24 protein-coding genes and 1 pseudogene are annotated in these 24,749 nt (G+C 66.4%); 15 read left to right on the top strand and 10 right to left on the bottom strand.

Annotated features, from left to right (window positions below):
• Positions 1-232 precede the first annotated feature (232 nt).
• The 5 genes from nrdH to LK10_RS14075 all read left to right on the top strand — a co-directional run bounded on the left by nrdH (position 233) and on the right by LK10_RS14075 (position 6,377).
• Entirely contained in the window at positions 233-484 is a 252-nt protein-coding gene (nrdH, locus tag LK10_RS14095; protein WP_043124912.1) for a glutaredoxin-like protein NrdH, read from the top strand.
• A gap of 119 nt (positions 485-603) precedes the next feature.
• Entirely contained in the window at positions 604-1,008 is a 405-nt protein-coding gene (gene nrdI, locus LK10_RS14090; RefSeq protein ID WP_231567779.1) for a class Ib ribonucleoside-diphosphate reductase assembly flavoprotein NrdI, read from the top strand.
• 5 nt (positions 1,009-1,013) lie between these two features.
• Positions 1,014-3,164, top strand: coding sequence for a class 1b ribonucleoside-diphosphate reductase subunit alpha (nrdE, locus tag LK10_RS14085; RefSeq protein ID WP_408021460.1), 2,151 nt, complete (start codon positions 1,014-1,016; stop codon positions 3,162-3,164).
• Between the two features lie 37 nt (positions 3,165-3,201).
• The gene (gene nrdF, locus LK10_RS14080; RefSeq protein WP_043124910.1) at positions 3,202-4,179 is read left to right on the top strand and encodes a class 1b ribonucleoside-diphosphate reductase subunit beta; all 978 of its coding nucleotides are present in this window, start codon (positions 3,202-3,204) and stop codon (positions 4,177-4,179) included.
• 236 nt (positions 4,180-4,415) lie between these two features.
• The gene (locus tag LK10_RS14075; protein ID WP_043124908.1) at positions 4,416-6,377 is read left to right on the top strand and encodes a hypothetical protein; all 1,962 of its coding nucleotides are present in this window, start codon (positions 4,416-4,418) and stop codon (positions 6,375-6,377) included.
• Positions 6,378-7,018: 641 nt separating this feature from the next.
• Here the strand turns inward: LK10_RS14075 and LK10_RS14070 are convergent.
• Both LK10_RS14070 and LK10_RS14065 read right to left on the bottom strand, forming a co-directional pair.
• Complete coding sequence (locus tag LK10_RS14070; RefSeq protein WP_043124906.1) at positions 7,019-8,746, bottom strand: alpha-amylase family protein; 1,728 nt, start codon at positions 8,744-8,746, stop codon at positions 7,019-7,021.
• Positions 8,747-8,841: 95 nt separating this feature from the next.
• On the bottom strand, positions 8,842-9,282 hold the full coding sequence (locus LK10_RS14065) for a GNAT family N-acetyltransferase (RefSeq protein WP_043124970.1): 441 nt from the start codon (positions 9,280-9,282) through the stop codon (positions 8,842-8,844).
• Positions 9,283-9,542: 260 nt separating this feature from the next.
• Between LK10_RS14065 and LK10_RS14060 the strand changes: the two genes are divergently transcribed.
• Entirely contained in the window at positions 9,543-9,809 is a 267-nt protein-coding gene (locus LK10_RS14060; RefSeq protein WP_043124904.1) for a hypothetical protein, read from the top strand.
• 56 nt (positions 9,810-9,865) lie between these two features.
• On the opposite strand, the gene LK10_RS14055 is transcribed toward LK10_RS14060, so the two are convergent.
• Complete coding sequence (locus LK10_RS14055) at positions 9,866-10,804, bottom strand: 5'-3' exonuclease (protein ID WP_197061948.1); 939 nt, start codon at positions 10,802-10,804, stop codon at positions 9,866-9,868.
• Positions 10,805-11,087: 283 nt separating this feature from the next.
• Between LK10_RS14055 and LK10_RS14050 the strand changes: the two genes are divergently transcribed.
• The 8 genes and pseudogenes from LK10_RS14050 (at position 11,088) to LK10_RS14030 (ending at position 16,330) form a co-directional block, all read left to right on the top strand.
• Complete coding sequence (locus LK10_RS14050) at positions 11,088-11,285, top strand: hypothetical protein (protein ID WP_043124900.1); 198 nt, start codon at positions 11,088-11,090, stop codon at positions 11,283-11,285.
• 90 nt (positions 11,286-11,375) lie between these two features.
• Positions 11,376-11,552 (top strand): hypothetical protein, encoded by a 177-nt coding sequence (locus tag LK10_RS21955; RefSeq protein WP_156144180.1) that lies wholly within the window; start codon positions 11,376-11,378, stop codon positions 11,550-11,552.
• Between the two features lie 84 nt (positions 11,553-11,636).
• Positions 11,637-11,849: an Hsp20/alpha crystallin family protein gene (locus tag LK10_RS22325; protein WP_043124897.1), complete on the top strand. Its 213-nt coding sequence runs from the start codon at positions 11,637-11,639 to the stop codon at positions 11,847-11,849.
• Between the two features lie 282 nt (positions 11,850-12,131).
• On the top strand, positions 12,132-13,889 hold the full coding sequence (locus LK10_RS20960) for a polysaccharide deacetylase family protein (protein WP_052207368.1): 1,758 nt from the start codon (positions 12,132-12,134) through the stop codon (positions 13,887-13,889).
• 15 nt (positions 13,890-13,904) lie between these two features.
• Positions 13,905-14,159 carry a phosphoketolase family protein gene (locus LK10_RS23065; RefSeq protein ID WP_408021459.1) on the top strand — a complete coding sequence of 85 codons (255 nt, stop codon included), beginning with the start codon at positions 13,905-13,907 and terminating at the stop codon, positions 14,157-14,159.
• Positions 14,089-14,262: pseudogene (locus LK10_RS23060) on the top strand (hypothetical protein); the annotation flags it as partial. The gene LK10_RS23065 and the pseudogene LK10_RS23060, both read left to right, overlap by 71 nt.
• 33 nt (positions 14,263-14,295) lie before the next feature.
• On the top strand, positions 14,296-14,478 hold the full coding sequence (locus LK10_RS23055) for a hypothetical protein (RefSeq protein ID WP_408021458.1): 183 nt from the start codon (positions 14,296-14,298) through the stop codon (positions 14,476-14,478).
• Positions 14,479-14,647: 169 nt separating this feature from the next.
• Positions 14,648-16,330 (top strand): GAF domain-containing sensor histidine kinase, encoded by a 1,683-nt coding sequence (locus LK10_RS14030; protein ID WP_043124894.1) that lies wholly within the window; start codon positions 14,648-14,650, stop codon positions 16,328-16,330.
• A 55-nt stretch (positions 16,331-16,385) separates the two neighbouring features.
• Here the strand turns inward: LK10_RS14030 and LK10_RS14025 are convergent, their stop codons facing one another.
• Positions 16,386-17,060, bottom strand: coding sequence for a response regulator (locus tag LK10_RS14025; RefSeq protein WP_197061947.1), 675 nt, complete (start codon positions 17,058-17,060; stop codon positions 16,386-16,388).
• A 390-nt stretch (positions 17,061-17,450) separates the two neighbouring features.
• Between LK10_RS14025 and LK10_RS14020 the strand changes: the two genes are divergently transcribed.
• Entirely contained in the window at positions 17,451-17,891 is a 441-nt protein-coding gene (locus LK10_RS14020; RefSeq protein ID WP_043124892.1) for a universal stress protein, read from the top strand.
• Here LK10_RS14020 and LK10_RS14015 read toward each other — a convergent pair.
• The 6 genes from LK10_RS14015 to LK10_RS13990 all read right to left on the bottom strand — a co-directional run.
• Entirely contained in the window at positions 17,869-20,298 is a 2,430-nt protein-coding gene (locus tag LK10_RS14015) for an HAD-IC family P-type ATPase (protein WP_052207366.1), read from the bottom strand. The genes LK10_RS14020 and LK10_RS14015 overlap by 23 nt on opposite strands.
• 13 nt (positions 20,299-20,311) lie before the next feature.
• Positions 20,312-20,551 carry a hypothetical protein gene (locus LK10_RS14010; protein ID WP_043124890.1) on the bottom strand — a complete coding sequence of 80 codons (240 nt, stop codon included), beginning with the start codon at positions 20,549-20,551 and terminating at the stop codon, positions 20,312-20,314.
• A gap of 1 nt (position 20,552) precedes the next feature.
• Positions 20,553-21,809: a PspC domain-containing protein gene (locus LK10_RS14005; protein ID WP_269429515.1), complete on the bottom strand. Its 1,257-nt coding sequence runs from the start codon at positions 21,807-21,809 to the stop codon at positions 20,553-20,555.
• A gap of 285 nt (positions 21,810-22,094) precedes the next feature.
• Positions 22,095-22,364: a YybH family protein gene (locus tag LK10_RS22865; RefSeq protein ID WP_081998552.1), complete on the bottom strand. Its 270-nt coding sequence runs from the start codon at positions 22,362-22,364 to the stop codon at positions 22,095-22,097.
• Positions 22,361-22,981 (bottom strand): nucleoside/nucleotide kinase family protein, encoded by a 621-nt coding sequence (locus LK10_RS13995; RefSeq protein WP_043124888.1) that lies wholly within the window; start codon positions 22,979-22,981, stop codon positions 22,361-22,363. Before LK10_RS13995 ends, LK10_RS22865 begins: the two co-directional genes overlap by 4 nt.
• 299 nt (positions 22,982-23,280) lie before the next feature.
• The coding region (locus tag LK10_RS13990; RefSeq protein ID WP_043124886.1) for a CoA-acylating methylmalonate-semialdehyde dehydrogenase at positions 23,281-24,749 on the bottom strand (1,469 nt) is incomplete at its 5' end.

The raw sequence follows: 24,749 nt of genomic DNA, 5'->3' as shown, positions 1-24,749 counted from the left end.
AAGCGCGGAATTTCGCGGCTCCGGCGGTGCGTTAACTGTGTAGGAAGTGTGGACTCGCCGCGTGATGAATGACATACTTGTAAGACATCATCTTGGGGTTCACAGCGGCGCCGACCACTACATGTAGTATCGAGTCACGCCGAGGCAGTCCGATCCATTGGGGAAGGCCGCCGGCCATATGGGGGGCCCATCATGGGCCGAAGCCAGCAAGTCTTCCAGGAGGGAAGGAACCATGAACGTCACGGTCTACACGAAGCCGGCGTGCGTGCAGTGCAATGCCACCTACCGTGCGCTGGACAAGAAGGGCATTGCGTACCAGAGCGTTGACGTCACCCAGGACCCGGACGCGCTCGAGCGTCTCAAGGCGATGGGCTACATGCAGGCTCCCGTGGTCGTGACCGATGGTGGCCACTGGTCGGGCTTCCGTCCCGACAAGATCGAAGAGCTCGCCCAGACCGCGTCGTCGTCCGCTTCGGTGGCCTGACGCGCCGTCGTCCGTTTTCTCTTGCAGGGGGTGCTGAGGTGACCTCTCTGGTCACAGCCGCGGCAGGCGCTGATGCGCCGGGCGCGCAGCCCGAGCCCCGCCTCGTCTCGAGCCGACTCATCTACTTCTCGTCTGTCTCCGGCAACACCCACCGGTTTGTGGGCAAGCTCGGCCTGGACGCCGAACGGATCCCGCTCCACCCGACCGATCAGCCGCTCCGCGCGACGGAGCCGTTCGTCCTGGTCGTCCCGACGTATGGCGGGACCGGGGGAGCGGGGTCTGTGCCGAAGCAGGTCATCAGGTTCCTCAACGATCCGCAGAACCGCTCGCTGATCCGAGGGGTCATCAGTGCGGGCAACACGAATTTCGGGGACAACTACTGTGCGGCCGGCGACATCATCGCCGTCAAGTGCAAAGTGCCCCACCTCTACCGATTCGAACTCATGGGAACGACGGACGACGTCGCCCGGGTCACCGAAGGATTGGACGCATTTTGGACACGACTGTCGCAGAACCGGCGCTAGCGGCTGTGGACGCTAGGACCAAGGATTCAAAGGAACTGCCCGAGAAGTTCAAGGGCTTGGGCTACCACGAGCTCAACGCGATGCTGAACCTGTACGGCGAGGACGGCAGGATTCAGTTCGAAGCCGACCGGTATGCCGCGCGTCAGTACTTCCTCGACCACGTCAACACCAACACGGTGTTCTTCCACGACCTGGATGAGAAGCTCGAGTACCTCGTCAAGCATGACTACTACGAGCGCGAGACACTCGACCAGTACACGATGAACTTCATCCGTGAGCTCTTCAGCCGCGCCTACAAGAAGAAGTTCCGGTTCGAGACGTTCCTCGGTGCCTTCAAGTTCTACACGTCGTACACCCTGAAGACGTTTGACGGGAAGCGCTACCTCGAGCGCTACGAGGACCGGGTCTGCATGGTTGCACTCCACCTCGCGCGCGGAGACGAACAGCTCGCCACCCAGCTCGTCGATGAGATCATCGCCGGCCGATTCCAGCCTGCGACCCCGACGTTCCTCAATGCCGGCAAGAAGCAGCGCGGCGAGCTCGTCTCGTGCTTCCTCCTGCGCATCGAGGACAACATGGAGTCGATCGCCAGAGGCATCAACTCGGCGCTCCAGCTCTCGAAGCGAGGCGGCGGCGTCGCCCTCTCGCTCACGAACATCCGCGAGCACGGTGCACCGATCAAGCAGATCGAGAACCAGTCCTCCGGCGTCATTCCGGTGATGAAGCTGCTCGAGGATTCCTTCTCCTACGCGAACCAGCTCGGAGCGCGCCAGGGTGCAGGTGCTGTGTACCTGCATGCGCACCACCCGGACATCTACCGGTTCCTCGACACAAAGCGCGAGAACGCGGACGAGAAGATCCGCATCAAGACGCTTTCCCTCGGCGTCGTCATCCCGGACATCACGTTCGAGCTCGCGAAGCGCAACGAGGACATGTACCTGTTCTCGCCGTACGACGTCGAGCGCGTGTACGGGGTGCCATTCTCCGATGTCTCCGTGTCCGAGAAGTACTACGACATGGTCGACGATTCGCGGATCAAGAAGACGAAGATCAACGCACGCGAGTTCTTCCAGACGCTCGCCGAGATCCAGTTCGAGTCGGGCTACCCGTACATCATGTTCGAGGACACCGTGAACCGGGCCAACCCGGTGGCTGGCAAGGTGACCATGAGCAACCTGTGCTCGGAGATCCTGCAGGTTTCCTCGCCGTCGTTGTACAACGAGGACCTGACGTACGCGCAGGTGGGCAAGGACATCTCCTGCAACCTGGGTTCCATGAACATCGCCAAGACGATGGACTCCGGCGACTTCGGGCTCTCGATCGAGACGGCTATCCGTGCTCTCTCTGCTGTCTCGGACATGAGCTACATCCAGTCCGTGCCGTCCGTCGCCGAGGGCAACGCGAAGTCGCACGCGATCGGCCTGGGGCAGATGAACCTGCACGGATATCTGGCTCGGGAGCGGGTGCACTACGGGTCCGAGGAAGGCCTCGACTTCACGAACATCTACTTCTACACGGTGCTGTTCCACGCGCTGCGGGCCTCGAACCTGCTCGCGCAGGAGCACGGCCAGGCGTTCGGCGGGTTCGAGAACTCGAAGTACGCGTCCGGGGAGTTCTTCGACAAGTACACCGAGCGGGAGTGGGCGCCCCAGACCGAGAAGGTGCGCGAGCTGTTCGCCAACGTGCACGTCCCGACGCAGGATGACTGGCGCGCGCTCAAGGCCTCGGTCATGGAGCACGGCATTTACAACCAGAACCTGCAGGCCGTCCCGCCGACCGGCTCGATCAGCTACATCAACAACTCGACGTCCTCTATCCACCCCGTGGCCTCGAAGATCGAGATCCGCAAGGAAGGCAAGATCGGGCGCGTCTACTACCCGGCGCCGTATCTGACGAACGACAACCTCGAGTACTACCAGGACGCGTACGAGATCGGCTACGAGAAGATCATCGACACGTACGCTGCTGCCACACAGCACGTGGATCAGGGGCTTTCGCTCACGCTGTTCTTCAAGGACACGGCGACGACGCGTGATGTGAACAAGGCGCAGATCTACGCGTGGCGCAAGGGCATCAAGACGCTGTACTACATCCGGATCCGCCAGCTCGCCCTCGAGGGGACTGAGGTGGAGGGTTGCGTCAGCTGCATGCTCTAGTGGTTGCTTACTCTCACCTCGTTCGGAAGGACCTCCCATGACCCCGGAGAAGCTCAAGCTCCTCGACCACGTTCAGGCCATCAACTGGAACCGCATCCAGGACGAGAAGGACGTCGAGGTGTGGAACCGCCTCGTGAACAACTTCTGGCTGCCCGAGAAGGTGCCGCTCTCGAATGACGTTCAGTCGTGGGCGACGCTGACGCCGCAGGAGCAGCAGCTCACGATGCGCGTCTTCACAGGTCTCACCCTGCTCGACACGATTCAGGGCACGGTGGGTGCTGTCTCGCTCATCCCCGATGCCGTGACGCCGCACGAGGAAGCCGTCTACACCAACATCGCCTTCATGGAGTCGGTCCACGCGAAGAGCTATTCGTCGATCTTCTCGACGCTGTGCTCGACCAAGGAGATCGACGACGCGTTCCGCTGGAGCCTTGAGAACGAGAACCTCCAGCGCAAGGCGCACATCGTCATGGACTACTACCGTGGCGATGAGCCGCTCAAGCGCAAGGTCGCCTCGACTTTGCTGGAGAGCTTCCTGTTCTACTCGGGCTTCTACCTGCCCATGTATTGGTCCTCGCGTGCGAAGCTTACGAACACCGCGGACCTCATTCGGCTCATCATCCGCGACGAGGCTGTGCACGGTTACTACATCGGGTACAAGTTCCAGAAGGGCCTCGAGAAGGTCTCGGAGGAAAAGCGCCAGGAGATCAAGGACTACACGTTCGAGCTGCTTTTCGAGCTGTACGAGAACGAGGTCCAGTACACGCACGATCTGTACGATCCCGTGGGGCTTTCGGAGGACGTCAAGAAGTTCCTCCACTACAACGCGAACAAGGCGCTCATGAACCTCGGCTATGAGGCGATGTTCCCGTCGTCGGTGACCGATGTGAACCCGGCGATCCTCTCCGCGCTTTCGCCTAATGCTGACGAGAACCATGACTTCTTCTCGGGGTCTGGTTCTAGTTATGTGATCGGCAAGGCCGTGAATACGGAGGATGAGGACTGGGACTTCTGATCCCTTGTGAGATATAGGTCTAGTTGCAAGTCTGGGCCTCTATCCGCCAGAAACTGACGGCCTATCTGCAAGCACTTGCAGATAGGCCGTCAGTATTCGCTATTTGAGACCGGCAGTGCGGCATCCGGGCCCCTGCCGCTGCCCCTCCTCCTAGGCCCCCTCCGGGCCATCTAGTGTCTTACTAATACGCCATGATGACGTCGTTCGAGCTGGGCCAAGCGAAGTGAGGTCACAAAGTGGGTGAAGAGGATGAGGCCTGGCGGGTCCGGTTCTACGGCGCCCATGACATGGCGACCGGATGGTTTGTCCCGCGTGTAGGCGAACTTGCTCAGGAGTTCGACCCGAAGAACGTCTCGGCGAGCATTGAGGACATCCTCGAGCTCCACAATGTCCAGCAGTACCTCGAACATGGGTTCCTTCCGATCGGGTACAGCGAGGAGGAGCGCAGCCAGGCCCAGTCACGGATTTCCGAGATCAGAGGTGCCGTAGCGCGGTTCTTTTCGGCCATTGACAACACCAACTTCGCTGCCATGATGGCGGGCGTCAGCCGCTGCTACCACCGAGACCTTTTGGACCTACTCGGCCGGTACAAGGCGTTCGAACGCTGTGACAGCGCCACGGTCCTTCCCGCGCTCATTGCGGCAGGCGTGCAGATGGGTGAGTGGCTCGCGAGCAAGAAGTTTGTGCAGGCCTACGACGCCGAGGTGCGGGGTGAGCTGCTTGCCTCGCCTCGAGGCGCCGAGCAGGTGATTCGAAAGTACCTGCAGGCCGGCGTCCGAGGAGAGATCCACCTTCCGGCGAGCTTCACACCAGCAGATGCCCGCGAACTGCTGGAGGCCTATGTCGACAGCGAGAGCGCGAACCCCAATTACGTCGGGCTGATCGCAACCGCCAAGGAGAATCGTGAGGCCGGAATCGACGCCAAGCTCAAGCTGCGTGCCAAGAGGCGCAGCGAGGAGATGACCGCGAAGCTCTTCGCCGAAAACCATGGTCTCAAGACTGGGTGCGAAGTGCGCATTTCCGGAAGCCAGAAAGAACCGGTCGTGTTCGAGCTGGATACTTCAGACGGGTTGATCTCGCGTTACACATACAGCCGCCGATGGTTTGAAGAGACCTGCGACAACCCCAGCATCCTCAACAATTTCCAACACCTGTTCGAGTTCGTTGACCGCCAGGGGCTGCTGACCCTTCCGTCCTACCCGGCTCACCTCGGTGTCGTGGAGCGGATCATTGGGACCACAGGAAAGACCGAATACAAGGTCAGCGGGGTGTTCCGGGCCCACGACATGAGCACGCGTCTCCAGACGAGCATGTACCACTTCTTCCTGGAGTCGAAGGGCATCGATCTGGAGCAGGTTGTCTCCTGGTTCTTCGAGAAGTACCTCGTTGAGGAGTTCGGAGCCGCGAACTTCTCATTCACCCCGTCAGACAAGGCGTCCTCATACCTCCAAAGGGTGAGGCACCTGTTCGCCGAGATGGAAAGCGTCGCAACCCAGTTCTCCCTGTTCGTAAAGGATGGTGAGCTCGACCGGGACCTGCTCGCCATGGGCTCGGAACAGGTCCGATACAGAGACGTGCCGAGCCTTCTCGGGGGCAAGTACGTGTATGTATCCGAAGGTGAGGAGACCGCCAGCATCCTAAATCTCTTGTTCTCCGACCAGTCCGGCCTGAACTACGTCAACGAGTCCCTCAATGCGGATAACGGCGCCAGGCTTCTCCTGGAGAACCAGGTCGCGTACGACGACTTCGAGGACTACCAGAAGCCCAGCCTTGACCGTCTGATCAAGCTCGGGGTTGTTGAGGACAATGGAACGCACATACAGATCGTGAGCACCGAGCAGCTCCTCATCCTCAGGGCCCTGTTCACCACTCAAGCAGCTAGCTACTACCACCTCTCGGCCGCCGGACGCGCAGAGGCGGACGCCATGGTGGCGAAAGGTTGGGCGAAACGTCGCTCCTCGCTGCTGACTGAAGCCGAGGGGAAGTACTTCAACTACTTCCTCAACAATGTGGACTCCAGCAATGGTCCCCAGCTGCGGAACAAGTACCTTCACGGGTCGCAGGCCAATGGGGACGGGCACGATGCCCACTTCAACACCTATATCACCGCGCTGCGCCTTACAGTGGCACTAGTCATCAAGATGAACGACGACTTTTGTCTCTCAGCACATGAGTCGAGTTCGCGGGACAACAGCTAGGGGACTCATCTCCCGAGCGCCCTGACCAGGACGGGCGGGACGTCGACTGCGCTCCTGCCCACTGCTCACAAGGCTGTGACTCGTGCCATCGACGGCGCCGAGGAGCCTCTGCCGCAGGTAACGGTCGCCTCGGGGAGAGGATCCAGATGAGTGCTAGGACGCACAGCGAACCAGCAGGTCCGGTGCACGAGGGGATCCTACTTGGGGTCGGACACACCAAGGTGAATGGCTCGAGGCGGCAGCGCTTCGACGTCGAGATGTCGGAGCCGCGGCTGTCTCCTACGACTACTTCTCCGAACTCGGGTCGCCCTGCGCTATTGATGACGCCCTGAGCACCAAGCTGATAAATCTGGATTCGTGCGTTGGTGTGAGAAACAGGTCTAGGTGGAAGAACCGGGCCTCATATGCAAGAAAACGGTCGCCTACTTGGGAGTCTCCCAAGTAGGCGACCCTTTCGCTTCAGTAGAGAGAATCGCAGGAGCCTGAGCACTGTTGGAGCGGAGACAGGGAATCGAATCACCGAGACATCCGCGCCTCCGAAGCTAGCGGAAATTCCGATGCGGTACGAATGCGACGGGGCCCGAGTCTCCGAAATGCCTAGGTTCTTGAGAAAGGCGACGACCTTGAACGGCACGGTCCTCCTAAAGCAGGCGGCGCTGATCCGGGCGATGGATCCGCAGCCAGGCGTGCCCGTAGCCTTCGATAGGGACCTCGACTGCTCCGTCCTCGCCGACCGGAAGACCCTCGTCCGGGTAGACGCCCGAGCGGAGAAGGTCGAGGAGCACGACGTGTTCCCAGCAGGCTGGCGCGTCCGGCGAGGACCCGGACGGCGGTCTGCCGAGCCGCAGGGGGACGGTCGCGGCCTCGGGCGAGAGGTTGTGTAGCGCCACCATGCTCGCGTCTTCCCACGTCACGCGGTGGGCCAGCACGGAGGCGACTGGATGCTCGAGGACCTCATGGGTCCCCCAGCCCAGTTCGGGGCATTCGCGGTAGCGCTGGGCTAGGCGGGTGATGAAGTTCAAGAGCGAGTCCGGGTCGCGGCGGGCAGCTGAGACGTTCACGTACCGCGGCCCATAGCCTCCCTCGGGAATGCGGCTCACGAGCTTGTCGGGAGGTGCCGTGGAGAAGCCCGCACTGGGTTCTGCCGTCCACTGCATTGGCGTCCGAACGGCCATCCGTCCCTCGGCGGAAAGGTCCTCTCCCATGCCGATCTCCTCGCCGTAGTAGAGCACTGGGGTACCGGGGAGGGTGAAGAGGAGCGAGTAGACCAGGCGGATCCTGCGCGGATCCCCGTCGAGCATGGGGGGCACCCTCCTCTTGAGGCCCCGCCCGAAGACCTGCATTTCGGGCTCCGGCCCGAATGCCTCGAAGACCTCTCGGCGCTCGTCCTCGCTCAGCTTGTCGAGCGTCAGCTCGTCGTGGTTCCGCACAAAAGTGGCCCATTGATTGTCGGGTGGGAGCCATGGTCGGTCGCGGAGAGCCTGGGCGAGCGGCCGGGCATCCTGCTGCGCCAGGGAGAGGTACGTCTTCTGCATGGCGATGAAGTCGAACATCATCGTCAGCTCGTCGCCTTCCGGGCCGCCGAAGTAGTCCATCTGGTGCTCGTAGGGCAGGTTCACTTCACCGAGCAGCACCGAGTCGCCGGCACGGCGACCCATGAACCTCCGCAGCGCCCGAAGGTAGTCGTGAGGATTGTGGAACTTCTCCAGTTCCTCCTTTCTGACGCCTTCCATCGAGAGGAAGTAGGGCACGGCGTCCACCCTGAACCCGCTGATGCCCAGATGCAGCCAGAAGCCGATGACCTTGGCGATCTCGTCGCGTACCTTCGGGTTTGCCACGTTCAGATCGGGCTGTTCCTTGTAGAAGTGATGGAGGTACCACTCGCCCGTGGCCTCGTCCAAGGTCCAGATCGACTTCTCCTGGTCCGGGAAGACGACTTCCTTTGAGGTGTCGGGCGGCGGGTCAGAGCGCCAGACATAGAAGTCCCTGAACGGGTTGTCTTTGGAGGACCGGGCTGCCCGGAACCAAGGGTGCTGGTCGGAGGTGTGGTTGACGACGAGGTCGACGATTACCCTCAGACCCCGGTCCTGGGCCATGCGGATGAACTCGACGAGGTCCCCGTGGTGGCCGAGACGGTCGTCGACCCCGAAGAAGTCGGTGATGTCGTACCCGTCGTCCCGATGGGGTGTTGGATAGAAAGGCATGAGCCACACGCAGGTCACGCCGATCTCGGCGATGTAGTCGACCCTTTCTGCGAGTCCGGCGAGGTCTCCGCAACCGTCGCCGTTCGAGTCGAAGAAGGTCTCCACGTCGAGGCAGTAGATGATGCCTGTCTTCCACCACAGGTCCGATGTGTCGGTGATCCGCATGGAAGGCTTCTTACAGGGCCGGGGCGCCCCTGTCGAGCGGCAGGCTCTTCTTCATCAGCCCGGAGGAAGGACAAATCTGTGCGGATCAGCCGCAATTAGCGCAGGCGCTTCTCGTAGAACACTCGGGCGAAGCCGTCCTCGTGGCCCCGCCGGGTCTCCACGTAGCCAGCCCTCTCGTACAGGCGTTGGTTCTCGACCATCGCTTCGTTCGTGTAGAGCCGGATGAGGTGGCCTCCGGACGAGCGGACGCGGTCCTCTGCCAGGGCCAGAAGGCGACGGCCTATCCCTCTGCCCTGCCAAGACGGTCTTACGGCCAGGTTCTTGAGGAGATCTCCGTCGAGCACGAGGAACCCGCAGACCTCGCCTGAGCCCGACTCGATAATCCAGGTCTCCGCAGCCTCGGCTAGGACACGATAGTCGTCGTCCATCGGCGCGGGCCGTTGCCCTCCCAGTCGCGGCAGATAAGCGGCGTACGCCTCGTATGCGATCTCGGCCATCGCAAGCGCATCCTCTGTGACGGCCCGACGGATGCTCATTTCATCGGTATTCCGAATTTCTCGCGTCACGATCCAGACGGTACCCGAGGCGCGCAGCCATGTCGGATCGAGGATGGACATTTCATCGTGCTGGGTAAACGTACCTTCGGCTGGCCCTAGGGCCGAGATTGGCAGCTTCGGGCAGCGCGTTGCCGGCGGGGTGTTCAAAGACGGCCGATGGGTAATGCATGAGGGTCCCCTCCGCTCATCGGGCTGTTCGGGGACGAGCGGATTCAGTCCAATAGGGGAGAGGAAGAGCGATGGCGAGTGTTGAGGACCAGGATCCGAGCTGGGCCTTGGGCGAACGGGACGACCCCTTGGCAGGCGTAGAGGTGGAGCCCGACGTGTCGGTCCCCAGTGGGCGGCGCGCGCTGGTTGACCCCGACGATCTTCCGGCACCGGGAGGCGACCCGGAGGAGATCACAGAACAGCTGCTCGACGGCGGGGCAGCGGACGAGGACGAGAGCGAGAAGCCAGCCTTCGAGGCAGACCCTGACATCATCGCCGAAGAGCGGCGCGAGTACTGACGCTGAGAGCGAGCACACGAGCGGCGAACAAGCCGGTCAGGGGGCGGCCTATCCCCTCAGCAGTGCCGGTCGAACGCCTTGAGGAGCCGGGTGATCGAGCCGCCGAGGTTCCACTCCGTGGCGAGGCCCTCCAGCTTGGCGCGCGCGTCGCCGACGATGGGGCGCAATTGCGCTCCGGCCTCCTCGAGGGTCGGCACGTCGAGGTCGCGGACCACCTGCACGACGGCGGGTGCGACCGCGAGATAGCCCGCGGCCGCGGCCAGCTTCGACCGTACGGGGGCGGAGAGGCCGCTGGCGGCGTCCGCGGTTGCGGCGAGCAGCCCCTCGAGCGTTCCGTACTGGAGGAGCAGCGATGCCGCGCTCTTCTCGCCGATCCCGGCCACGCCGGGGAGGCCGTCCGAGGTGTCGCCCCGGAGGACGGCGTAGTCGGCGTACTGCACGGGCAGCACGCGGTACCTCTCCACGACCACCCGCTCCGTGATGAGCTCCAGGTTCTTCATGCCCCGCGCTGTGTAGAGAACGCGCACCTCGCGGGCGTCGTCGACCAGTTGGAACAGGTCACGGTCGCCGGTGACCACGTCCACGGGCAGATGCGAGCGGCTGGCGTAGGTGCCGACCACGTCGTCGGCCTCGTGCTCTGGGGCGCCGACGACGGCGATGCCGGCGAGGCGGAGGACGTGGCGGATTAGCGGAAGCTGGGCCGTCAGCCCCTCCGGCACGATCTCCACATCGGGTGCGCCCGCCACAGCCTTCGCCACGCGATGCGATTTGTACGCGGGGATCAGGTCCACCCGCCACTTCGGGCGCCAGTCGTCGTCCATGCATGCCACGAGATGTGTCGCCTGATAGTCGGAGGTCAACCTGGCGATCATGTCCAACAGGCCGCGAACGGCGTTCACCGGGGTGCCGTCTCTGCGGCGGATCGTGTCCGGGACGCCGTGGAAGGCGCGGAAGTATAGCGACGGGGCGTCGAGCAGCATCAGGCGCTGGGGCATACCCGATCCTGACACAGATCAGAACCAGTGCTGGCGTTCTAGGAGCGGGAACATATCCATCCAGGAGGCCCTACTGCGGGGGTGTGGTCGGGTGCAGATCCAGAGGAGGCGAACAGCAGGATCCCTGCCCGGGGGGGTAGGGCCCTAGGCCACATCGCCGACCCTTCTCCTTGGGCCTTTTGTCCTGACTTCTCCAGCAAGGACGTTCGGCTCTGCGCTGGGCATGCACTGAGGTCGCACTCTGATCCCACAGAGTGATTCGCTTCCGTATCGAGGCCCGGTCATGTTCCTACCGTCTTCCCACCGACTCGTCGTCCGTCAGCGCATGCGCGGGCGTCTTCGACTCGTGGCCGTCCTGGCCGCGGCGACATTCGTCTTGGCTTGGTGGCCCGCCTTCGGCGGTGCCGTCTTCCCTCTGACGTTCTGCCTCGGGATCGCGTGGTTCCTCTGGCGGAGCGATTTCGAGAGCGGCCGCAACTGAGGCCGTGGAATCCAATCCTGAGGCGCGCCGCCCTCGTTAGGGCGCCGAGACCACAGGGCTCAGAGTTCCCTTGGAACTGAAGGAGCGAAGGTGATCAGGATGGTCAGGATCCGCAAGGCCAGCAGGGCCGGCGTAACCGCCCGGTTCGTCGCCGGGCACTTCACGGTCACCCATGACGGGCTCACCGAACCAGTGCAGGCCTCAAGCCACCCCGTCGATGACGACCAGATCATGCAGGCACTGGAAGCAATCCTCGAACTGTACTGAGCATCGACTGCACTGGCACCTACGGCCTTGGTCTCCACGGCGCCTGGCTATCCGCCCCGCGCACGAATGGGAGGGCGAGGAGCCATGGGCGAGATTGAGGAAAGTGGGAACGTGGCAGATCTGGTCAGGTGGTTCGACAGCCGCCCCCAGCGCGAAGAGAAGAAAGAGCGGAAGGACAAGGTCCCGTACCGCTCTGAGTTCCGCTACGGCTCATTTTCCCGCACCTCCGCAGGATGGGTCGAGTCGGGCCGCGGTGCGCGCCCTTGGGAGTACATCTATGCGAGGGGAGCAGATTAAAGGGGGAGCGGATGGACCCCGAATGGCCCCTGGAGTCTTCGAGACTTGATGGGCAACGGGGTGCTGGACGCTCGGGTCGGAAGATGTTCTCAGCAGGGGGAAGAGGACATTGCGTCCCACACATCTGCCGGAGGCGGGACGGGCAGCGGCGGGACCAGACCAGTCAGCGTTGGCCAAAAGCTGTGACAGTGCTTCGGGACTTCCGGTCCTGCCGCTCCCATCTCCTCGGGCGTAGCGTCGAGGCAAAGCCCGGGTGGGCCCGGGCAGCACCAAGGGGTCACAATGCGGCGGTCTCCACTCTTCATCCTCGGAATGACGCTAGTCCTCGCCCTTGCCAATGGCGCTGGCGGGACTGCCCTCGCGCTGCCGTCGTACGCGGCCCGCGAGGTCCCGGCGGCGGCGTTGCAGGCCGCCGAGGACCCCATCGTCCAGCACTACCAGCAGCTCGGCGGCAGTGCGTCGTTCCTCGGCCAGCCGTTCGGCTCCACGTACAGCATCGCCGGTGGACGGGCCCAGGACTACGCCGGGGGAACGATCTACTGGAGCGCTCTAACTGGTGCCTTCGAGGTGCACGGGGGCATTCGGGCGCGGTATCTCGCTCTTGGTGGTCCCGGCGGCTTCCTGGGCTTCCCGGTCACCGACGAGACCAGCACGCCGGGCGGCGGGGGCCGGTTCAATGACTTCGCTGGCGGCTCGGTCTACTGGAGCGCGGCCACGGGTGCCCACGAGGTGCACGGGGCAATCCGCGGGCGCTATCTCGCGCTCGGGGGCCCGAGCGGCTTCCTGGGGTTCCCGCTCGCGGACGAGACCGGCACGCCGGGCGGCGGGGGCCGGTTCAATGACTTCGCTGGCGGCTCGGTCTACTGGAGCGCGGCCACGGGTGCCCACGAGGTGCACGGAGCGATCCGCGGGCGCTATCTCGCGCTCGGGGGCCCGAGCGGCTTCCTGGGCTTCCCGCTCGCGGACGAGACCGCCACTCCCGGTGCAGCCGGGCGGTACAACGACTTCGCGCGAGGCGCCGTCTACTGGAGCGCGGCCACGGGCGCCCACGAGGTGCACGGTGCCATCAGAGGCCGTTACCTCGAGCTCGGCGGACCCGCGGGCGTGCTGGGGTTCCCTCAGACAGACGAGACCGCCACTCCCGACGGCGTCGGCCGGTACAACCACTTCAGCGGCACGATTGCCGGTTCGTCGATCTACTGGTCGCCCGCCACGGGCGCTCATGAGGTGTATGGCGCGATCCGTGCCCAATGGGCGTCCCTGGGGTGGGAACGCAGCCGGCTCGGTTACCCGGTCAGCGGCGAGTACGGGATCACCGGTGGGCGCCGCAGCGACTTCCAGCACGGTTCGATACTGTGGCACTCGGCCAGCGGCCGGACCGAGGTCATCTATACCGCGATCCCGTCCTCGCTCTTGGGGGTGGACCTAGAGCGCATTCCGACCTCCCAGAAGGTCGTCGCGCTCACCTTCGACGCCGGGGCCAACGACGCCGCCCTCCGCTCAATCCTCAACACTCTCGCCGCGAACGGGGTTCCGGGAACCTTCTTCCTCACCGGCGACTGGGTCAACCAGTTCCCCTCCGACCCTGCGCTGGTCTACAACGCGGGGAATCGGATCGGCAACCACTCCATGACCCACCCGGATTTCACCACGCTGAGCGACGCGCAGATCGCTGCGGAGATCAGCAGCGCCCAGTCCACGATCGAGCGGGCCGGGGCCGATCCGCTTCCCTTCTTCCGCTTCCCGTTCGGCGCCCGTGACTCCCGCACCATTGCGGACGTGAACGCCGCCGGCTACGCCGCAATCCGCTGGACGGTGGACACCTTGGGCTGGGAAGGGACAATGAACGGAACGCGCGGCCCGAGCTTCGTCGTCCAGCGCGTCATGGCGGCCGCGCAGCCTGGCGAGATCGTACTGATGCACCTCGGCTCGAATCCCGACGACGGCTCGACCCTCGACGCCGCCGCGCTCCCCGACGTCATTTCCCAGCTGCGCGCGGCGGGCTACGGCTTCGTGACCCTCGACGCCGCCCTCGGCTGAGCCCGGGCATCCTGCCTGGGCAGGTACGCGTCCAGCCGTCCGGGGACGATTGGCGAGGACCCGCTGGAGGCCCACGCGCGCTTCGCCGCGGTTCTGGATGAGGCACTCGATCACATCGCCCACCTCAAGACCGACGCCGCGGTGGGGCGCCTTTCCGAGCGGCGAGCCTGGCCGATGATCCTCTTCGCTCGCCGAAGGGCTGGACGTACCCCAAGGAGATCGACGGCCACCCGGCGGAGGGCAACTAGCGTGCGCATCAGGTCCCGTTAACACAGGCGCGCGACTCGGAGGAGCACTGAGAATCCTCGAGGGCTGGCTGCGCTCGTACCGCCCGGAGGAGCTATTTGACGACGACGGCGCCCTCTCGGCTGCCGTGACTTCCCTCGCCCCCGCGGGGGAGCGCCGAATGAGCGCGAACCGGGTCGCGAACGGGGTCGCGAACGGGGGGCTGCTCCGCGAGGAGCTGTCCCTCAGCACCTCGAGGCAGCACGGCGAGGACCACCCCGACGTCGCGGGGTGGGCGTGGGATCCTTCCGCTGCGTCCGGCGCGAACGCGGACTTAGGGGATGCGGGAGATGACGCCAGATGAGCGCGTGCCTGGCCGCCGTCGTCGCTCGTCCGGAGGTGTCGAAGATGGAACAGGGCATCACCGTTTGCCCTTGATTCCTCGGGCACTTCTTTGACTTGATTCTCTCGTTCCAACCACAATTGCTGTGGCAGGATGCGAGACAAGCGTCCCCGTCACGGAGTGTGATTCGATGCCCGACCGCATACCCCGCAGAGCCGATGAGCTGCTCCATGAGTTCGTGGATCGCGCCCATGAGCTGGTGCGCAACCAGACGCACATGGACAGCCTCCTGGCCGCAGTCGTCTCGATGGCCGAGGATCTGAGCCTGCAGTCGGTGCTCGAGCGGGTCGCCCAGTCCGCAGCGGAGCTGCTCGGCGCCCGCTATGCCGCCATCGGCGTCTTGGGCGAGGGCGGCATGCTCGAGAACTTCATCACGGTGGGGATCGAGGTAGACCAGGTCGAGCTGATCGGCGACGTGCCCACCGGGCACGGGGTCCTGGGCCAGCTGATCACGGACCCCAGGCCGCTGCGCCTGCACGACCTGCACGACCACCCCATGTCGGTCGGGTTCCCCGCGAACCACCCGCCGATGAAGACCTTCCTCGGGGTCCCTATCCGGGTCCGCGACACGGTGTTCGGGAACCTGTACCTGACGGAGAAGGAGCGGGGGGCGGACTTCACCGGCGAGGACGAGGACCTCGCCGTCGCCCTCGCCGCCGCCGCAGGGGTCGCGATCCAGAACGCCCGCCTGTACGAGGACAGCCGCAGCCGCCAGCGCTGGCTCGAGGCCGGGGCGGAGGCCAGCGCGGCCCTCATCGCGGAGGATGTGCCCTCGCACGAGGGAGACCTGGACCTCGTGGCCGAGCATGCCCTGCGCGCCTCCGATTCGGTGCTCGCCGTCATCGCCCGACGGGAGGGGGACAGGCTGCGGGTGCGCACAGCTGTCGGGGCCCTCGCCCTCGCCGCCCGGGAGGACCTGCGCTGCCCCAAGGCCCTACAGGACGCTGATCAGGAGCGCCGGGCCGTGATCCTGAGCGACCCGGAGGAGGTCTTCGGGCCCGGTGCGGGGGAGAAGCTCGGGCATGTCATGGCGGTTCCGGTCGGGCAGCGCAGCCCCCTGTCCGGCCGTGACTGGGGCAACCGGCTGCTCCTGCTCGCCCGCCAGGCCGGAGCTGGGGCTTTCTCCGGGACCGAGTTGGCCTCCGCGGCCGCGTTCGGCTCCCACGTCGGGCTCGCGCTGGACCTGAATCTGGCGCACCGCCAGCGTGAGCAGGACCTGATCTCCGTGGACCGGGACCGGATCGCCCAGGACCTGCACGATCTGGTCATCCAACGCCTGTTCGCCGCCGGGTTGAGCGCGCAGAGCCTGCGCCGGTATACCGCGGATCCCGGGGCCCAGACTCGCATCACCAGGCTCACCGAGGAGCTGGATGAGAGCATCCGCGAGCTGCGCAGCACCATCTACTCGCTGCACGGGCACGAGGCCCGCGAGGAGGGCCTCTCGCAGGCGCTGCTGGACGCAGTCCACGAGACCGTCCGGGATGCCCCTATCATCCCGCGGGTCAACGTCGAAGGGCGCCTCGAGGAACTGCCTCCAGCACTGGCCGCGCATCTGGTCGCGGTGGCCAGGGAGGCTGTCAGCAACGCGGTAAGGCATTCCGGTGCAGGCACCGTCGCGGTCGCCCTCACTGTCGCGGAGGACGAGGTGGAGCTGGTGGTCGAGGACGACGGGAAGGGATTCGCCGATCCGGCGCGGACCAGCGGGCTGGCCAACATGGAGCAGCGGGCGGCGTCTGTGGGAGGGACGAGCCGCGTCGACAGCGCCCCCGGCAGCGGCACCAGGGTGATCTGGCGGGCGCCCCTGCCGCGCTAGCTCGAGGAGCCCGGGCAGGACGAGTGCCCGTTATGCGGCCGCGGGGGACGCGCTCTCAGGCGGGCTCGGGCACGGGAGGCTCCGGCTCGACGTCGTCGGCCGCCGCTGCCGCGTAGCCGAGCTTGCCCAGCGCCGAGCGCAGCAGGGCCTCGAACTCCACTTCGCCCAAGCCCATCTCGCCCCGGATCTGTCGGTCGCTGAGGCCCTCGGCGCACAGGAACAGGATCCGGCGCGCGGCCGGGGCCAGCAGGGACGGCCCGGGGGCCGGCTGGCCGAACTCCGCCAGCACCGCAGCCCGCACCGCCGGATCCACCAGGTCCTTCCCGGCGGCGACCACCCGGACGCGCCGGAGCAGGTCGCTTCCACGCACTGCCCGCACCGCGTGCCCCCATGCTCCGGCCAGAACGGATCCGCGAACCTCCGCCGGGCTGCCCAGACTGCCCAGGGTCAGGCAGCGTACCGAGGGGCTCTCGTCCCAGATCCTCCGGCATACGGCGATCCACACATCCTCGTGGATGCGGGTGTCCAGTATTGCCACGTCCGGGAGGAGGACCGGGACCCTGGCCAACGCCTCCGCAACCGACCCCGTCGCCCCCAGCACCCGCAGCCCCTCGTCTTCGAGCGTCTCCTGGAGGGCCCGCCGCTCCAGTGCATGCCCTGAGACAACGAAGACGCCTACCGGCGCCGCGTCCGAGCCCCTCCCCGAAGTCCGCTCCAGGTCCACTGCCACCACAACCCAACGCGTGCCCTTCCCCCTTCCCTCCACCCTCCCTCGAAGGACGGGAGGCCAGTAGAGGCGAAGGGACCCTCGCCTAGCCCGGTTCCGCTTTCGCAGGTGCTTCCGATCGATGAATCGCTTGCTAAGGCTGGCGAAGGAGCGCACCCGGCCCCGGTCGTTTCCGAACCCTGGAGCAGCACAGGAGACTCAGGGTCGGCCGGCAGAGATCGCGGGTCGAAAGGCACTGCCGCCAGGGCCTGGTCGATGTCACGGTGGCCCTGTGAGCGAAGCGACTCCTCCGCGATCGAACGAAGACGAAGACGCGCGCAGGGCGTCGCACGGGCTGTGAGCTGAGCCAGGCCTCCGAGGGGCAAGCGATAGGACGACGAAAGGACGGTAGCGGTGAGTGACAATCCAGCCTTTGTGGCCGTCGCGGGCATCGACGGCTCGGCCCAGTCGCGTGAGGCGCTTGCGTGGGCCGTCGAGGAGGCCGGGCTCCGCGGGGGCAGGGTCGTGGCCGTCACAGCGTGGGAGTTCCCGCTGCTGGTCACGGGCCTCGAAGCCGTCTCCATGGAACGGGAGGCGTTCGCCAACGCAGCTACCCACGTGCTCGACCTCGCCGTCGGCGCCGTCGCACGGCCCGATGTTCCGATCGAGACGCTCGTGGGCCACGGAAGTCCCGCGAAGGTGATCCTCGAAGCGGCGCGGGACGCCGACGTCGTCGTCGTGGGCTCGCGAGGCCTGGGCGGCTTCGCGGGGCTCCTGCTCGGCTCGGTGTCGGCCCATCTCGTGCACCACTGCCCGTGCACGGTCGTGGTCATCAGGCACCAGGGGACACCCTAGTGACCCACGGGATGGTCACGCGGTGGACGATCTCGATGCACGCGCATCCCGTCAACGCGACGCATGCTCCGAGGGCGGAGAACCACGGCGGCGGAGCGGCGAACTGAAGGAACCGTACTGACCAGGGCAATAGATACACGAGGGCGGCCGCGCCGACCATGGAGAGGACGACGACGATCCGCCAGCCTGTCAGGGGCCGCGCCTGGCACGTGAGCACCCACAGTCCCGCCGCCGTGAGGACGAGGGTTGCGACGGATCGGACCTGATCTCCGCCGAGCCCGGCGGCATCTCCCACGATCGCCACGGCGAGCAGGCAGGCTCCCACGATCACCCCGTTCGGAAGGGCGGAGGTCAGCGCACGGCGCAGGAACCCGGGAGCATGACGACGGCGGTTCGGCAGCAAGGCGAGGAAGAACGCCGGGATTCCGATCGTGAGCCCGTCGGTCACCGAGAGCTGGCGCGGCAGGAACGGCGTTTCGAGCAGCAGGGACCCCAGCCCGATCGAGAGCGCCATGGCGTAGACGGTCTTGGTAAGGAACAGGACGGCGACTCGCTCGATGTTGGCCAGGACCCGGCGCCCCTGCGCGACCACGTCCGGAATGTGCTCGAACGAGTCGTCCAGCAGCACGAGGCGCGCGACGGCCTTGGTCGCGGCGGAACCGGAGCCCATGGCGATCCCCAAGTCGGCGTCCTTGACGGCGAGGGCGTCGTTGACGCCGTCGCCCGTCATGGCAACGGTGTGTCCGGCGGACTGGAGCGCGTGGACAATGCGCCTCTTCTGGTCCGGCGTCACCCGGCCGATCACCGGATGGTCCACCACTGCGGCGGCGAACGCCACAGGATCCTCAGGCAGTTCGCGTGCGTCGAAGCCACGGTGCGGACCGAGTCCCGCAGCCTCGGCGACGGCAGCGACGGTCCTCGGATGGTCACCCGAGATGACCCGCACGTCGACCCCTTCCTCACGGAGGTAGGCGAGCGTCGTCGTGGCGTCCGGCCTGAGCTGCTCGCGGAAGGCGAGCACCGCCGTCGCCCGAAGGCCCTCGGGCGGCTTTTCGTCGGCGACCTGGTCTGGCGTCAGGGGCCCCGATGCACGGGCGAGCATGAGCGTCCTCAGGCCCGAGGCACTCAGTTCGCCGGCAGCCCGCACGGCTTGCGTGTCATAATCTTCGGTTGAGAACTCTGGCAAGCCGGCGATCACATCCGGCGCTCCCAGCACCCAAGTGCCCGAAGCCTTTCCCGTCAGCGCCGCGGCACTCCACTTCCTCTCAGAGGAGAAGCCGATCCTCGCTGACGCACGCACGCCGTCGTTCTCGGGGTAGTCGCGAGCGAGGCTGCGGACAGTGGGACCCGCGGCGGCATCGGCGCCGAACCAGGCCAGCGCCGCCCGCCAGGATTCCGCAGCGGGCGGTGCGACGCCGGGCACAGGAACGACCGTGTCGAGCACGGGACTGCCGTCCGTGAGCGTGCCCGTCTTGTCGATGCACAGCACGTCGATCCGTGCCAGCCCCTCCACTGCAGGCAGTTCCTGGACGAGGACCTGCTCCCGGGCAAGCGCGACGGCGCCAACCGCGAAGGCAACGCTGGTCATGAGCACGAGCCCTAGTGGGATCATCGCGATCAGGGCAGCGACCGTGTCCACTGCTGCCACCTGCCAGCGTCCATCCGCCGCGGCAGGCCCCCAACCGCCTTGGACCTGCACCTGAGCATTGAGCACCAGAAGGCCCAACGGCAGCACCGCCCAGCCGATCCACCTCAACAGCCGATCGAGGGACTCCCGCAGCTCAGAGCGCACGAGCGAGAACCGCCGGGATTCGGCGGTGAGCCGGTTCGCGAACGAACTCGCTCCCACCGCGCTGACCCGTGCCAGCACAGATCCTCCCACCACGGCGGAGCCCGAGAGCAGCGTCTGCCCCACCTCGCGCGGCACGGGCTCCGCCTCGCCCGTCAGGAGCGATTCGTCGATGCTCAGGTGCTCGGCCGTCACGACGACGGCGTCTGCCGAGACCTGGTCCCCGGCGGCCAAGACCAGGACATCGCCGAGGACGACCTCGCCGGGCTCCACCTCGCGCTCCTCGCCGTCACGAAGGACGCGCGTCCTCGAGGCGTTGAGCACACTCAGCCGATCCAGGGTGCGCTTGGCGCGAAGCTCCTGCCCGGCACCGATCACCACGTTGGCCAGCGCAGTGAGGCCGAAGAGCGCGTCCTGCCAACGGCCGAGCAGCAAAAGGAGGGCAAAGCCGGAGAGCACGATCGCGTTGAAGTACGTGAGCGTGTTCGCTCGGACGATGGCCCCGAGGCTCCGACTGGTCGAGAAATCCTGGCGGTTCACCAGACCCTGGCGGACCCGTTCCGAGACCTCAGCCGAGGTGAGGCCAGCGATCCGCGCCGTCGCATCGGCCCGTTCCATGCGAGGTCAGCGTCTACGGTCTGCCGGACCGTCTGCCGCCGCGCACGGCGGCCAGTGCGCCTCCGATGAGGAGCCCGAGGCCGGCGAGGACGATGAGCGAGACGACGGCGCTGCGCGGGTCGAGCGCGAGCCAGCCGAGCCGTGCTGCTGCAAGGAGGACGGAAGCGATCACCAGGATGGCGCCCCAGACGATTGTTGCGGTGCTGGGCCCCTGCGGGTATCCGGGCTGCTGTCCGAGCACGCGATTGCTCATCTCACTGCTCCTGCTGGATCTGGACGTCCGACATGGTTGCGTGCACGGTGACCACGAGTGTCGCCCCGGCGCGCCCGTCGTTGTAGGTCTGCGAGTCGGTCGTCGTCAGCCCGGTTGAGGATCTGCTGCCGAACTGGACATTGGACATGGTCGCGTCAGTCTGGACTCGGACCGGGATGTCCTTGGGGATCTCGATCCGCAGCTGGCTCATGGTTGCTTCCACGGGAACGACGGCGTCCGAAGCCAGAGGCCCCCCATTGTCAAGCGCCCGCAGGTCCAGCTGGCCCGAACCGGTGGTGATCTGGTAGCCCGTGGCCGCCTCCTGCACGGACGACGGCGACGCCGCCAGCGAGTTCGGTGCTCGGCTGACGTTGTACACCGGCTGGGTCAGTGCCGCCGTCACGAGCGCCAGGATGGCGAACAGGGACAGGATTCCGGACGAGCGGCCGTTGACGCCGGCAGCAATGATGCCGAGCCCGATGATCCCGGCCGCGAGCGCCCAGAGCACCCCGGTGGTCGGGTCCAGATTCGGAGCCCCGGCCAGATCAAGTGCCAGCAGGGTGCCCGGGACGAGGATCGCAACACCCATGACGACGGCGACGAAGGCTCCGCCCGGACCGGGGCGGTGGGGCTTCGCCGGGCGGGCGGCAGTTGGCGGACCCTGCCACCCGGGATACCCGAAGGCCTCGGTGCGCGGCATGCTCGCCACGCCCTCGGGCCGGCGGCCTAGCCCGGACGGCCCGCCGTCGGCCGCAGCGGGAGGCGCGGCCCCGCCGTCTGCCGCAGCGGATCGCGCCTGAAGCCCGGGGCCGCTGAGGTGGTAGCGCCGCGAGGAGGTGATGCCGTAGACGACCCCGTAGACGATGGAGAACACGACCGCGGCCCAGAGCAGGCCCCAGAATGGCCCGGCCCAGGCGTACTGCCCGGACCAGGCGGCGGGGGCGCCACCGATGCCGAGGACAGTGGCGATGAGGGCGCCGGTCATCCCGGCCGTCCACCGGCCATGCATCGCGTCCTGGAGGTGGATGCGCCCGTCTGGTTCGGGGAGGACTAGCCAGAGCATGCCGTAGGCGATGACGCCCACGCCGAGGAAGACCGCGGCAGCAACGAAGAGGATCCGCATGAGGACGGGGTCGATGCGCCAGCGGTGAGCAAGGCCGGAAGCGACCCCGCCGGCCCACCGGTCCGTCCCACGGACGACGCCGAGTCCACGGACCCAGCCGAAGAAGTCCTGCCCCGCATTCCCCCCCGATGCCAGCCTGGGGAGCGGGCTGCCCGGTCCCCCCGAGATTGGGTTCGCTGCTCATGCGTCCATGGTCCCCAGCCGCCGCTTCACCACCTACGGCACAAAGGCCCGAGTTCGGGACGGCCTTCGGGGACCTTGGCCTTCAGCGTCTTCCTGGGGGCTGGGGTCAGGGGTCAGCGAGCCCGACACGGGGCATGGGTGAGTCCCCTTGAAGACCCACCGTCGACTGAACTGAGATTTGCGGCGGGCTAGAGCATCCCTTGTGTATCTGCCCAGGAGCGGAACAGTGCCGGGCTGCTACTTACCCACGAGATTCGGTTGGTCGACGGCCCACAGCCAGCCGCCGTCGGCCTGCTTGCGAGCTATCTCGGCGGTTGCGCCGCCCTCGAACCGGGTAGATGTGAGCGCCACCTCGCCACACTGAATCGACGACTGCACCTCTCCGTCGAAGTGCGGCGGGTCGGCAAATAGTCTCTGGTAGAAGTCCCGGATGGCGTCGAGGCCGACGACCTGACGACCGTTGCCAACGACGAGAACCGCCTGGGGTTCGTAGAGAGACGTAGTCAGCCGGCAACCGCGACGGCGGGCCGTTCCGGGTGGTTGTACCGGACGAGGATGTCCGCTTCCTCGAGGTTCTCTTTAGCGTGTTCAAGGACCCCGTCCACGGTGAAAGCGAGCTGCGCAGGCGTGCGTTCGCGGAGCACACGCTCATCGACCTGCAACGAGACGGACAGGTCAAAGTCCAGCCAGCGGCCCAGCAGCATGGGCCCCGCCACCAGCAGGACCAGGTCAGCAGGCGCCGGCTGTCGTTGGGTGCGGACCGAGCGATCGGTTTCCGGGTCGCGTAGCCGCGGCAGCCACTGCGCCGTTCCGGGTGCGGCGAGCGGGTCGAGCACCTCGCGGGCCAGCGCGGCGAAGTCGAACCACCGCTCCCGATAGCTTCCCGGGTCCTCACGGCCGAACTCCAGTCGTAGGGAGGCCGGGAGCAGGAAATCCTTCACCTCCACCACCTCGGCGGGTCGGCCCGCGGAGCGCAGCCTCGCGGCGATTCTCCTTGCGAGGTCGGCTGGCGCGGCCGCCTCCGCGCCGTCGACGGCGACCCTGGTTCGGCCCGCGCGCTCCAGGCAACGGTCGGCGACCATGGAAACCAGCGCGTCGGGCGTCAGGGGGGCGTATGAGGGCACCCGTCGATTATCGTCTCCGGCAACCCTGGTGCGTGCCGTTTTGACCGGTGCATGGTGATGGTGGCAGCAGGGGAGCTTGCTTGACGCGCGCAGTTGGGCCCCTCAGCGCCCGCTGCCGCCGCGCGGTCAATGCTTGAGGCGACCGTGCTGAAGCGTGTACCTCGTCAAAAGGGGCGGAATGGTTCGTGAGTTATCCGTGCGCCGCCACCTTTGCAGGGTGCGCACCCTGCAAAGGTGACGGCGAAACGGGAGGGCGAGCATTCGGATTGACCGGGGGCCCTGCAGGCAGCCGGCCGTGTCTAGTTGGAGGGGAAGTTGTAGGTGGCGCCGGAGGCGTGGGTGGGTTCGGGCCAGCGCTGGGTGACGACCTTGCCGCGGGTGTAGAAGGAGACGCCTTCCTCGCCGTAGATGTGCTTGTCGCCGAACAGGGAGCTCTTCCAGCCGCCGAAGGAGTGGTACGCGACGGGGACGGGGATGGGGACGTTGACCCCGATCATGCCCACGTGGACCCCGCGGTGGAACTTGCGGGCGTTGGAGCCGGAGGAGGTGAAGATCGCGGTGCCGTTGCCGTAGGGGTTGGAGTTGATCAGCTCGATGGCCTCCTCGACGGTCTCCACCCGCACCACGCCCAGGACGGGGCCGAAGATCTCCTCGGTGTAGGCGTCCATGTCGGTTCCGACGTTGTCGATCACGGTGGGACCGAACCAGAACCCGTCCTCCTTGCCGGGGACGGTGAACTCGCGCCCGTCCACGATCAGGTCCGCCCCGGCGTCGGCCGCCGAGGTGACGATGTTCTTCATCCGCTCCTTGGAGGCGGCGGTGATGACCGGGCCCATCTCCGCGCCCGGGTCGGTGCCCTCGGCGACCTTGACGGCCTCCGCGCGCTCGGCGACCTTGCCCACGAGGGCGTCCGCGACGTCCCCGACGGCGACGGCGACGCTGATGGCCATGCAGCGCTCGCCGGCGGAGCCGAACGCGGCGGCGGAGAGGTGGTCCGCGGCGTTGTCCAGGTCCGCGTCCGGGAGGATGATCGCGTGGTTCTTCGCCCCGCCCAGGGCCTGGACGCGCTTGCCGTGCGCGGTGGCGGTCTCGTGGACGTACTTCGCGATCGGGGTCGAGCCCACGAAGGAGACCGCGTCCACGTCCGGGTGGCGCAGGAGCCCGTCGACGGTCTCCTTGCCCCCGTGCAGGACCTGGAACACCCCCTCCGGCAGGCCCGCCTCGGTCCACAGACGCGCGAGGAGCATCGAGGCCGACGGGTCCCGCTCCGAGGGCTTGAGGATGAACGTGTTCCCGGTCGCGACCGCGACCGGCGCCATCCACAGGGGCACCATCACGGGGAAGTTGAACGGGGTGATCCCGGCGACGACGCCGACCGGCTGGCGGTAGGAGAAGACGTCGATGCCGGTGGAGGCCTGGTCCGAGTAGGCGCCCTTGAGCAGCTGCGGGATCCCGCACGCGAACTCGATGACCTCCAGGCCCCGGCCGATCTCGCCCTTGGCGTCGGAGAGGACCTTGCCGTGCTCGGCCGTGACCAGGGCGGCGAGGTCGTCCACGTGCGCGGCGACGAGCTCGCGGAACTTGAACAGCACCGCGGTGCGCTTGGCCAGGGAGATGTCTCCCCAGGTCTCGGCGGCCTTGCGCGCGTTCGCTACCGCGGTCTCGAGGTCGGCCGCGTCCGCGAGGCGCAGCTCTCCGGTCTGCTCCCCGGTCGCGGGGTTGAACACCGGCTGGGTCCGCTCCCCGACACCATTGGTCTCTTCACCGT

Source organism: Sinomonas humi, from assembly GCF_000802235.1.
Lineage (GTDB): Bacteria > Actinomycetota > Actinomycetes > Actinomycetales > Micrococcaceae > Sinomonas > Sinomonas humi.
Note: the sequence above shows the minus strand (reverse complement) of the source record. Positions and strands in the feature narration are given on the sequence as shown.